The organism is Prevotella sp. ICM33 (assembly GCF_000517825.1).
Lineage (GTDB): Bacteria > Bacteroidota > Bacteroidia > Bacteroidales > Bacteroidaceae > Prevotella > Prevotella melaninogenica.
Genome location: NZ_JACD01000001.1, coordinates 150,205 through 161,984, shown reverse-complemented (window position 1 = coordinate 161,984; position 11,780 = coordinate 150,205). Strand labels below are relative to the sequence as shown.

General features: G+C 41.5%; 7 protein-coding genes. 4 read left to right on the top strand and 3 right to left on the bottom strand.

Annotated features, from left to right (window positions below):
- Window positions 1-148: 148 nt before the first annotated feature.
- Window positions 149-370, bottom strand: a complete 222-nt coding sequence (locus HMPREF1505_RS00670; RefSeq protein ID WP_036921017.1) for a hypothetical protein — start codon at window positions 368-370, stop codon at window positions 149-151.
- Between the two features lie 1,059 nt (window positions 371-1,429).
- On the opposite strand from HMPREF1505_RS00670, the gene HMPREF1505_RS00665 reads away from it, so the two are divergent.
- The 4 genes from HMPREF1505_RS00665 to HMPREF1505_RS00650 all read left to right on the top strand — a co-directional run bounded on the left by HMPREF1505_RS00665 (window position 1,430) and on the right by HMPREF1505_RS00650 (window position 9,043).
- The gene (locus HMPREF1505_RS00665; RefSeq protein WP_036921014.1) at window positions 1,430-4,417 is read left to right on the top strand and encodes a SusC/RagA family TonB-linked outer membrane protein; all 2,988 of its coding nucleotides are present in this window, start codon (window positions 1,430-1,432) and stop codon (window positions 4,415-4,417) included.
- Between the two features lie 34 nt (window positions 4,418-4,451).
- The gene (locus HMPREF1505_RS00660; protein WP_036921011.1) at window positions 4,452-6,197 is read left to right on the top strand and encodes a RagB/SusD family nutrient uptake outer membrane protein; all 1,746 of its coding nucleotides are present in this window, start codon (window positions 4,452-4,454) and stop codon (window positions 6,195-6,197) included.
- Between the two features lie 30 nt (window positions 6,198-6,227).
- A complete protein-coding gene (locus HMPREF1505_RS00655; protein ID WP_036921009.1) occupies window positions 6,228-7,463 on the top strand; it encodes a SusF/SusE family outer membrane protein in 1,236 nt (411 codons plus the stop codon).
- Between the two features lie 131 nt (window positions 7,464-7,594).
- Window positions 7,595-9,043 (top strand): signal peptide-containing protein, encoded by a 1,449-nt coding sequence (locus HMPREF1505_RS00650; protein ID WP_036921006.1) that lies wholly within the window; start codon window positions 7,595-7,597, stop codon window positions 9,041-9,043.
- A 560-nt stretch (window positions 9,044-9,603) separates the two neighbouring features.
- Here the strand turns inward: HMPREF1505_RS00650 and HMPREF1505_RS00645 are convergent.
- Together HMPREF1505_RS00645 and HMPREF1505_RS00640 are read right to left on the bottom strand one after the other, a co-directional pair.
- Entirely contained in the window at window positions 9,604-10,368 is a 765-nt protein-coding gene (locus HMPREF1505_RS00645) for a toxin-antitoxin system YwqK family antitoxin (protein WP_036921003.1), read from the bottom strand.
- 23 nt (window positions 10,369-10,391) lie between these two features.
- Window positions 10,392-11,780, bottom strand: coding sequence for a TFIIB-type zinc ribbon-containing protein (locus HMPREF1505_RS00640; protein ID WP_036921001.1), 1,389 nt, complete (start codon window positions 11,778-11,780; stop codon window positions 10,392-10,394).

Sequence of the window (11,780 nt, the reverse complement as noted above, 5' to 3'; positions counted from 1 at the left end):
GGTATTGTTTCCTAACATCTTTTATTTTCTTATCGGCATCTTGTCTGTCTTTGTAGCTTGACGTAGCCCGCTACGCCTGCGCCCCAAAGCCAAACAATCTGCTCGATAATAAAACAAAATATGTTTAGGCTCTAATGACCGATTTGGGTTAAAAGGTGCTTTCACGCTTTTCTATTTTCTTTATTGGGATATCACAATAGTCATACCCCTTCCCATTTGGAAGGGGGCTTTTTGTTGTTTTAGCTTTGCTTTTGTAATTATTTTTCACACCTTCGATTTTAAAAGATGCTCTTTTGGCTTCGAAAAGACGCCCAATTGGCTTGCAAAAGATGCCCTTTTGCGGTTCAACTAACGCCCTTTTGAAGTCCAATTAAGCACCTTTTGAATTGCGGTTTTGTAAGTCTTTGATCCCTTGTTAGTTACATCGGGCTTCTTGTTAGTCCTTATAATGCCCTTTTAGGGTGAATTTTTTGCGCTGTTTTGTCAATATATTTCAATGCTCTTAGATAATTTTCTCGTACGTTCTAATACATATGATTTACAGAAAAAACAAAGGGTCTTCAGAATTTTGGAGTGATAATAATACATCTTAGCTTAGGTCTCTGACGAAATGTCACACAGAGGGACGGAGAGTACGGAGGGATATCAAAGCAAGCACTGGTAGTCACGGAGGCACCGTCGGTGCGTGGAGTGACGGAGATAGTTTGCTAATTCTGTTAGCAATTTATATACAAAGCGTTCATACCAAAGGATTTATCAGAAATCTGTACGCTACACCTCCGTCGCTCTTTGTGCCATCGGCACCTCCGTGATATTGCCTTTATCTCCGTCCTCTCCGTAGCTCTGTGTGCCTTATTTATATAAGTGTTTTAGTTTATCACTCCATATTTCGGATGAGTCAGAAAAATCTTTAAGATAGCACAGATAAGTCTTTTTGAGTATATTCTTCGATTTAAAATGATTTAAACCAATCTTTGACTTAATTCTCTTAGTCCTAAATTCTATCTTAGTCAGTATGGCTTAAAGTAGTTGAAACCTCAATTTTTGCCCATTTCATCGATAATTAAGATGCTCAAAGAGGGGTTAAAGCAATGTGAAAAATCAGTCTTTCTGCTTGTTATCCAAGTCGTTTAGAGCTTGTTGTAAACTGATGTTAAAAGAACGAGATATGAGGTTTTCTATACAGATTAAAATTTTGTTAGATGTTAATACTTGTTTTCAAAGCTTATATTTGTTATTATATTTATTTGTATATTATATGTCGTAAGTTATTGATAATCAGTAAAGAGTATTTGTAAAATTATTACACTTCTTGTTATTGTCTATTATAAAGCCCTAATTTCGTGTATCTTTGCATACACCTTTTTAAAAAGGTTCCCGTTTACAAAGACAGGAAATAATTTTAAAAACATAAATCAAATCAACAATCATGAAACCATTGCAAACTGAGAGCAGTTCATGGCGTAAGATTCTTGCCGTATTGGTGGGACTCATCTGCACCTTGAACGTAGCAGCTCAACAAATCAATGTAAAAGGTTCGGTAACTGACCAGCATGGTGACCCCGTCATCGGCGCAACCATTATGGAGCAGGGAACCAAGAATGGTGTGGTGACAGATATCGATGGAAACTTCGCACTGTCTGTTGCAAGTCCAAAATCACGACTCCGTGTGACTTATATCGGTTATAAGACTCAGGAGTTACCTGTGAACAATCAGACCGATTTCAAAATCAAGTTGCAGGAAGACGCTGCTAACCTTGATGAGGTCGTTGTCGTTGGTTACGGTACGATGGATAAGAAGGAGTTGACCTCAGCTGTCTCTCACGTATCTTCTAAGAACTTCACACAGGTAGCAAGTGTAGACCCATCTATGATGATTCAAGGTAAGGTGGCTGGTGTTAGTATTACTAATACTGGTGCTGGTGACCCTAACAATCAGGCAAGTATTCAGGTGCGTGGTGTCTCATCTCGTGCTGCAGGACTTGGTCCATTGATTGTCATCGATGGTGTACCAGGTGGTAACCTTACTAATATTAACCCAAATGATATCGAAAGCTACGACGTCCTCAAGGATGGTGCAGCTTCTGCTATCTATGGTACTCGTGGTTCTAATGGTGTCATCCTCGTGACAACTAAGAAGGGTGCACGCGACGGAAACTTGCACACCTCTTATAATGGATCTATCGCTTTAGATGTCATTAAGAAGGACCTTGATATGCTCTCACCTGATGAGTATCGTGCCAACCGATTGGCTTCTGGTACTGGTTATGACCTTGGTGGTTCAACAGACTGGATGAAGGAAGTGAGCCGAGTAGGTGTTCGCACTGTTCATACATTGACGCTTAGTGGTGGTAATATCAAGTCTAATTACCGTGCATCGGTAGACTATCGTGATGCAAAGGGTATTGATAAGTATTCTGGTCGTCAGGAGTATGGTGCGCGTATCAGCTTGAACCATACAACCAACAACGGTTTGATAACCTTCGGTTTGAATATTGCTCCACGTGTTGCCTATCGTAAGAACGCAACTTGGGATGTGTTCCGTAATGCCTTAGAGGCTAACCCAACTACTCCTATCTGGGATCCACAGAACCCTGCGCTGTACTATAACTTTAAGGGACAGCCTGCTGAGTGGAACCCTATTGAGCAGGAGAAGAGACGTAAAGATACTGGTACAACAAAGTTGATTGACTGGGATGGTACCGTTAAGTTGAATCTCTTCCCATTGTTATTGACCAATCCTGGAAAGCAGGTGTTGACTACACAGTTGACATTCGCTGACCATCAGTATGATAACTATAACCAGTGGTTTAGCCCATCAACCAACACCCGCACTATTAATGCAGGTCGTGATGGTGAAGCATCACAGAGTTATGGCAAGGAGTCTCTCCATAGCTTGGAGTGGATTAACAACTATAGCAACTCGTTTGGTAATCACAACCTTAAGGCTATGTTTGGTTACTCTTATCAAGAGGCTCTCTACTCAGGTTTTAATGCAGAGAACAAGGACTTCCCTAACGATGCTCTTGAGGACAACAACTTAGGAACAGGTAAGTTCATGAAGAAGAAGGACGAGCTTGGTATGGGTTCTTATAAGAATGGTTACAAGCTGATTGCATTCTTCGGACGTGTAAGCTATGACTGGAAGGGACGCTATATGTTGACAGCTTCTTTGCGTCATGAGGGTTCAACAAAGTTCGGTGAGCATTACAAGTGGGGTAACTTCCCAGCTGTGTCTGCAGGTTGGCGTATCTCTGACGAGGCTTTTATGGCAGGAACAAAGAGTTGGTTGACCGACTTGAAGCTCCGTGCTGACTTCGGTGTGACAGGTAATCAGGACTTCGGTTCATATAAGTCACTTGACACCATGACGGGCTTTGGTTATTATATGTATAATGGAAAGTCTTATCAAGTATGGGGTCCTGGTAAGAATCCAAACCCTGACTTGCACTGGGAGAAGGGTAAGAACTGGAACGTCGGACTTGATTGGGCGTTGTTCAATGGTAACCTCTTCGGTTCTTTCAACTACTTCAATCGTACACAGCAAGACCTCTTGGGTGATTATAACGTGACTGTTCCACCTTATTTGTTTACGACTACTTTCGTGAACGTAGGTACTATGCGTAACACTGGTTTCGAGTTTGATGTAACTTGGAATGCTATTAAGAAGAAGGACTTCACCTATACACTCAATGTTGTAGGAGCAACAATGGGTAATGAGTTCGTAAAGTTCAGCAACAGTAAGTTTGTTGGTCAGGACTTCTATTACATGGTTGATACACAGGATCCATACCCATTCCATACATTACAACGTATCGAGAAGGGACGCCGTATCGGTAGCTTCTATATGTGGAAGTATGCTGGTATCACTTCTGATGGTAAGTGGATTGTATATGACAAGGATGGTGATAAGATCTTAGCAGACAACGCTACAGATAATGATCGTCAGTTTGTTGGCAATGGTCTTCCAAAGTTCACAGGTTCTATGACACATAGTTTCCGTTATAAGAACTTAGATGCTTCATTGTTCTTCCAGACAGCTTTGGGCTTTGATATCTTCAATATCCATGACTTCTATTATGGTATTAAGAACTTCCAAGGTAATGTAATGGATAAAGCATACAGTAAGAACCTTGCAGTATCACAGAACCCTATCGTCTCAGACTACTTCCTTGAGCCTGGTGACTACTTGAAGCTCTCTTCTGTAAGTCTTGGTTATACCTTAGATATGAAGAAGAAGTATCTTAGCTCTGTTCGTATCTATGCAACAGCAACCAACCTCTTTACGATTACGAAGTTCTCTGGTGTAGACCCTTCTACCTATCAGATGAATGGCTTGACACCAGGTGCTACGGGTTCACGTACATACTATCCATCAACACGCCAGTTCATGTTAGGATTGCAAGTTGACTTCTAAAACAATCGTTCAATCATTTAGATAATGAAAAGCAATGAATAAGTTATATAAATACGCAGCATTGTTAGCAGTGCCTGCGGCTCTTATGACAGCCTCAAGTTGTACTGATCTTAGTGAGACACTGTACGACCAAGTGGCATCAAGCAACTATTATAATACGAAGGATGACGTTATCCGCGCAGTACTTCGTCCATTCGAACATGGCTTCTGGAGTATCCAGAGTCGCCATGTCTTGAATGAGGAAACAGCCGACCAATTGATTACTCCTACACGTGAAGACTGGTGGGATGATGGTGGTCGTTGGGCTCGTATGCACCGCCATAAGTGGATTAACACGAATGGTGAGGCTCAGTCTGAGTTCAATGGTTGCTATCAAGGTATCGGACAGGCTAATAAGGTAATCGAAGACCTTAACACACTCTCTGCGTCAAAGTTTGGTTTTTCAGAAGCAGAGTTCGCTAACCTTCGCGCACAGAACCACGTTCTCCGTGCATGGTATTATCTTCGTCTGTTAGATGCGTTCCGTAATGTCTACTACTCTGTTGGCTTCAAAGACCTATCACAGAACTCTAAAGGCCAGGTTCCACCACGTCAGATCTTCGACTTTATAGAGAAAGAATTGAAGGATGCTTTACCTGATTTGGTTAAGAAGGCTTCCCTCGGTGGTAATGGCAACATTGAAGGTCAGTGGACACAAGCTGGTGCAGCTGCATTGTTGGTTCGCTTGTATATGAATGCACAGGTTTATGTTGGTGAAGACCGCTATGCTGATGCAGAGAAGTATGCACAGGACATTCTTGATGGTAAGTATGGTACATACGCTGTAGCTGACCGTTGGGACGCTGCATTCGATTGGGATAATGACAAGTGTGATGAGGTTATCTTCGCATTCCCAAGCTCTCAGGGCGAGACACACTGGCACTACAAGGGTGATGTTTATTGGTGGACTACTCCATCTAAGGCCAATGACTGGCTGAAGGATAAGAAGTGTAAGGAAGGTTCACACAACCTCAAGTACTCTGCTTCACCATCTTATAACCCTAAGGGAGAGAAGTATAACTTCGAGTTAGGTATGCCTATCGCTCAATTTAAGAAGTATCCATCAGACGTTCGACTAAAGATGTACAAGAACTTAAACAATGGTCGACGTGAGGGTATGTTCATCTTCGGTAAGATTCAATATATTGATGATGACGGACATCCACAGTATTTGAAGGATCACAACGGTAGATATGTTCTTGACATACGTGATGCTGTTGGTAAGTTCGGTGCTACTGATGGTAGCAAGTGGCTCAATAAGACTGAAAGTAGACTTGAGGATGGTGACGACAACTCTGGTTGGATGTTCGCTAAGTATCCTCTCTATCCAGATACTGAAGAGGACCTTCAGCTTGAAGCAGACTACTGTGAGATACGTCTCCCAGAGATTATCTATAGCCTTGCAGAGTGTAAGCTGCGCAAGGGAGATGCTACTACAGCAGGTAAACTCTTGAACATGGTACGCAAGCGTAACTATCCTTCTTCTGATTGGAGCACTGTTCTCTATGCCCCAGAAGGTACAGCAACCCTCGATATGAAGGAGATGTTGGCAGAGTGGGGACGTGAGTTCTTCGCAGAGGGACGTCGCCGTATCGACTTGATTCGCTTTGGTAAGTTCGAAGATGCATGGTGGGATAAGGAGGCAGATGCCGATAAGCACATCGAAATCTTCCCATTCCACCCAGACATCATGGGTGCTCATAAGGACATGAAGCAGAACCCTGGTTATGATGGCAACTAATTTATTAAATGATTAAAACCTATTCGTAAGATGAAATCAATAGTTAAATATGGTATGGCGCTATTGGCTCTTTTAGCGCCAATAACCTTCCAATCATGTCATGATGATAAGGATATCGTGGTCATCACAGAAGAGCTTCCATTGAAGGTTGATCATCTTTATATGGTGGGCGATGCTACCCCTGCTGGGTGGAGTATTGACAATCCATTCGAGATGACACGTGATACAGAGAATAAATATCTCTTTACTTATCATGGTAAACTAAAGACTGGCGAGATTAAGTTGCCACTATCAAAGGGTGACTGGGGTGCTACATTCGTTTACGCACCTGCCGCTGATACTGAAATCAATGATAAGGGTGTTGCCAGCGATGCGATTGATATTCGCAAAGGTGGTGCTGATAATAAGTGGAAGGTAACAAAGACCGGTATCTATACCTTCGCTGTCGACCTCCGCACACGTAAGCTTACAGTTACTTATGAGGGTGAAGAACCAGCAGGTCCAATCCTTCCTATCGAGTCTGAATGGTTGTCATTTATCGGTAATGCAACGCCATACGGTTGGGATATTGATGGCTTGAAAGCAAAGGTACAGGATGGTTCTGCTAAGTTTGCTAAGACCTCTTCTAATCCTTTACAGTTTACATATGAGGGTCATTTAAACTTAGGTGAGTTCAAGTTGTCATTTGACAAATCAGATGGATGGAACAACATGATTCAAGCACCTGTAGCTGATTGTGAGTTCAACCATGATGGTCCTGCAAAGCAGGGTATGGTTGTTGGTGGCGATGACAATAAATGGAAGGTAACAGAAGCTGGTACTTATACTATTGTATTCGACCTCACAAAGCATGAAATCAAGGTGACGAAGTTTGTCGCTGATGCTCCTGCTCCAGCTGCACCAACCCCTTGGGACACTGAAAGCGTCTATATGATTGGTAGCGCAACTCCTGCTGGTTGGGTAACTGATAATGGTGTTGCTTTCACGAAGTCAGGCGATCATATCTTCTCTGTTGAGGTTCAGTTGGCAGAGGGTGAAATGAAGTTTATGCTCGATAAGTCTGGTTTCTCAGCTGATAAGCCTTATTTCTTTGCTCCAGAAGAGAACACGGTCATCAATGAAACAGGTGTAGCCAAGGATGCACTTGCCTATGGTACTGAAAGTTCTTATGGTGACAAGAAGTGGAAGGTTACTAAGGCTGGAAAGTATAAGCTGACACTTGACTTGAAGAACAAGAAGTTCAAGGCAGAATACATAAGCGCATAACAGAGTTTAAAAACATAAATAACCGGTTAGCTGGTGCTCCAATGCATGGGTTTTATAAGTATAATGCATGGATTTTATTAGGCTAAAGGCACACAGCTACCAGTTAAAACTACTTATGATAGAATAAAACAATGAAGAAATATTTTTTAGCAAGCTTGGCTTTCGCTGCTCTTCTGACAAGTTGTAACAGCAATGAATGGGACGTAACCAGCGATCTGAGCGTTGATAAGACTGACCCAACAGTAGGTCTTACACCTGTTGCAGAGGCTGAAGGTATGGACTATGCGCCACTTTATTGGAGTGTATATGGTCATCTTCGTGCACAGGAGAAGGCTGGCTCATTCCCAAATATCTTCACAGAGCAAGACTGGGATGAGGCTATTGACTATGTAGCAACCAATCTTAAGTCACATGGCTATGATATGCTTGTTACCGATGGTTTCGCTTCAATGAGTGGTGACGATGGCTACATGACACGTTATAGCCGCACTGCAAAAGATGAGAGTTCTCCAGAAGTTCCTTTGACAACTATTGTTGCTAAGTTGAAGGCGAAGGGCTTGAAACTTGGTGTTTACGATAGTCCATTCTGGTATCATTATACCAATCCTAATGCCGTTATCCCAGGAACTGATGGTATTAAGGTGAGCAGTCTGGCTTACGATCCAGCAAAAGATAAAGACATTAAGCATCCTGGTTCAAAGGATCAATTTGGTTGGGTAGTAACAGATCACCCTGGTGCAGAGCAGTATTTTGAGGGATTCTTCAAGCACTATTCTGATTTAGGCGTGAAGTTCGTACGTATGGACTTCCTCTCTTGGTATGAAGATGGTATGAACTATACTGACGTTATCGATAAGGGTTATGGCCGTGAGCGTTATGTAAAGGGTATGCAGTGGATTAACAAGTATGCACAGAAGTATGGCGTATATGTTTCACTTGTAATGCCTCACTTGCGTAACAATGCTCTCATCGAGAGATATGCAGGTAATATGGTACGTATTGATGCCGATGCTCTTGAGGGTTCTTGGTATCGTTTCTCTGATAACAACCGTGGTAGTCTTCGTGGTGGATGGCCAAACTCTGAGAATGCCTTTGATGGTTTCATCAATTGGTCAAAGATTTCTGGTCGTAAGAAGATTCGTCTTGATGGCGACTTCATTCGTATCGGAAGCTATGCTGATGATAATGAGAAGATGTCTGTAATCTCTCTTCCTTTGATGGCAGGTGGACCTATCTCTATCACAGATATGCCAACTGGCGACGACTTGAAGTTCTTCCAGAACGACGAGATGCTTGCTTTGCAGAAGGATGGTTTTGTTGGTCAGCCATTAGAGCGTAACCTCTGGAACACTGATGGTGAGGTATGGTACGGCCAGATGAAGGATGGCTCTTGGGTTATCGGTCTCTTCAATCGTGATCAGGCATCTGCAACTCGTTCTATCGACTTGACAAAGGTTGGTATTACTGGTACTTGGTCTGCACGTGATCTTTGGAAGCATGCTGATGAGGGTACTGTAAGCGATAAGATTGAGGCAGTCATCCCTGCACATGGCTGTAAGATTATTAAGCTGACAAAATAAAAACCTTACCTGCTGATTACTTAAATCAGTAGAAGATTATAAACAATCGGGCCAAACGGAAGAAACCGTTTGGCCCGATTTTGTTATAGGGCTTATTAGGCTTATTGGGCTAATAAGGCCAATTAGCCTAATAATTTTTATAAGCCTTATTAGCCCTATTAGGCTAATAAGTCCAATAAGCCCAATAGGACTAATAGCTTATTACTTTGTTATAATTTTTCACATCCTGATTTTTAATAGATGCTCTTTTAGCATCGAAAAGACGCCCAATTGGCTTGCAAAAGGTGCCCTTTAAGCCCCTTACTAACGCCCTTTTGAAGTCCAATTAAGCACCTTTTATTTTACGTCTTGTAAGTGCCTGAATTCATGTTAGTTACAAATGTGACTCTAATAGCCCTTTTTCGCCTTATTCTTCATGAAAAACACGCTTCCTTTGTAAATATATTTCAAACAGATTCTTCGTTGTATTCAAGTTGTTTAAGTTTGCTGTTATTTACAATAATAGTCTTTTACAGACCATTTGGTAGCCATTAGTTCAGCAGAAATAATAAGATGGAGACTTACTCAATTTCTATCGCTCCATCCTTATTTAGTTTCAGATGAGGTTTCTTCTCGGGTATAGTCGCTTGTATTTCTGTTGGTTTGGCAGGGGTTGTTTTGCGACTTACACTTGTCTTGTTGTTTGTAGAGGAAGAGTGATTAGAACGTGCAATTGCTGTTTTCTTCTGTGACTTAGCCATAGATTTATTTGCTGTCGCTGATTTACTCTTAAATGGAACAAAGCGGGTAGTCATTGGTTCTAACTCATCATCGTACTCACTCTCGTATTCTCTATATTTATAGGTAATACCTTTGTCTGAAATAATGGTGTCAGCCATGCATATCCCATTACGATACCTCGCACGTCGTATAATATTCTTTCCTTTCTTATCATAGTCGTATGTCATTCCATTTAATTTACCGTTATGATACATTTGTGTAAAGTAAATGGCGGGCGTTTCATCTGCACTTTGTATAGGGTGGTACATTGTTGATTTACCTTCAAATATACCATGGTCATAGTTAATGATAGCCTCTATCTTTCCAAATTCATTGTAATACTTAATTGTCCCATGTAGCTTTCCTTCTTGATAGTTAAGCTCTGAATAAAGTGTTCCGTCTATTGTGTAATTAATGCAAGAGCCTTCTTTAAATCCCCATACCTTATTTCTGTGATAGATGCTTTTAATTTGTCCATTGTCATAGGTTTCTACTATCTTCTCCTGTGCGTTACACGCTAAAGGTAGTGCGATTAGAGAGAGCAGAAGGAATTTTATCTTTATCATATTATATTCGTGTTTAATACTTATTACTTTGGAACCTTGTGTTTAGTAGTAAACTTATATTCGTATTTCAGATAACCTTCCTTTAAAGTAAGGCTCGCTATATAGTCTTCGTCTTCAGTATTATCGTTATCCTTGGTCGCTCTAAACCATATCTTTTGATTATCTCGTATAATGCCCTGAATCTTCAGTGGAAGCTCAAAGGCGTGTGTCCAAAGTATAACGCCATTAGTGTTTCTCAGCTGAAGAATCGTTGGTGCATCTTCCGAGATACTAGCATTATACTCTATAAGGATATACTTCGAGTCTTGGTAGTCAATCTTTGAGTTGAAGCCAGTAAACCAATCTGTTATTGCGTTGTGACTAATCATTCGCTTGTCACCACGCGGAGAATCAGTCACACCATACAGGAAGTAACCAGCGTCTTGAGGGTCTCCTAAGTGATACATGAAGCGTATTCTCCATAAGCGGTTGAGGCTCTTTTGACTAGAGGATTCGCTCGCTTCCTTACGATCTAATATATAAAATACACTATCCTTAACCTCACCATTAAGCTCAGAAGTGGGTAGTTGCTGGGCGTATTCATAGGCGTCCTTCGTATAAAGACGGTCTGTAGCTGGGAAATAATAATAGGTTTCTGCCAAATTGTTGGTGACCTTGAACCCTTCACCTACGCCCGCCGTACTTGCGTGGTCTTCGTAGGTATCAGAGATAAATTCTACTGATGAGATACCACTTGACATTGCTTTCTTCTTGGCGAAGATAGTCTTTGAGACATCCTTTAGCGTGAGTGTCTGTGGGTCTATCTCAAGTATAAACTGGCTAGGAATCGTGATATACCACTTCTTGGCTTGGTTCAGATGTTGTATTTGAAGCATGTGGAAAGCTGTCATACCAACCTTCCTTGCATCGTCATCACTGATGAAAAGTTTGTCAGCAAACACCTTCCCACTATCTGGATCGACGAATCCATAATAGTAACCTGATGGTGGTGTCTCGTCGTCAGAATACCAGTTACTGAAACTACGGTCGGTTAAATAGAAGAAACAAACACGTCCGTTATACTTTACTGGGACAATGGCTTTATATGAATCATCTACGCTGATAGAGTCTTTATAACTAGCGCTTGGCTTGGAAGAGTCTATGCTGAAGAACAATAACATGAATAGAAAGAATAAAGAACCACCGATGATAGCGAATACTTTTATAACATTAATAGTGGAGATGTTTGCGTCTCCTTTGGTGCGTGTGTAGCCTCCATAATCAAATTGATGCTTGACATTAATGTTTATGTCGTCATCATCTAGGAAGTATTCTGTACCGCAGTTTTTACAGCGATAACGCTTTTCATCCAACTGAAGATGCTTCTCACTGCCACAATTCGGGCACTTTATGGGTCTTATCTTTGTTGACAT

Bases quoted from the DNA above. Each gene is read 5' to 3' on its own strand.
- HMPREF1505_RS00665 (WP_036921014.1), top strand. From the start codon at position 1,430: ATGAAACCATTGCAAACTGAGAGCAGTTCATGGCGTAAGATTCTTGCC.
- HMPREF1505_RS00660 (WP_036921011.1), top strand. From the start codon at position 4,452: ATGAATAAGTTATATAAATACGCAGCATTGTTAGCAGTGCCTGCGGCT.
- HMPREF1505_RS00655 (WP_036921009.1), top strand. From the start codon at position 6,228: ATGAAATCAATAGTTAAATATGGTATGGCGCTATTGGCTCTTTTAGCG.
- HMPREF1505_RS00650 (WP_036921006.1), top strand. From the start codon at position 7,595: ATGAAGAAATATTTTTTAGCAAGCTTGGCTTTCGCTGCTCTTCTGACA.
- HMPREF1505_RS00645 (WP_036921003.1), bottom strand. From the start codon at position 10,368: ATGATAAAGATAAAATTCCTTCTGCTCTCTCTAATCGCACTACCTTTA.
- HMPREF1505_RS00640 (WP_036921001.1), bottom strand. From the start codon at position 11,780: ATGTCAACAAAGATAAGACCCATAAAGTGCCCGAATTGTGGCAGTGAG.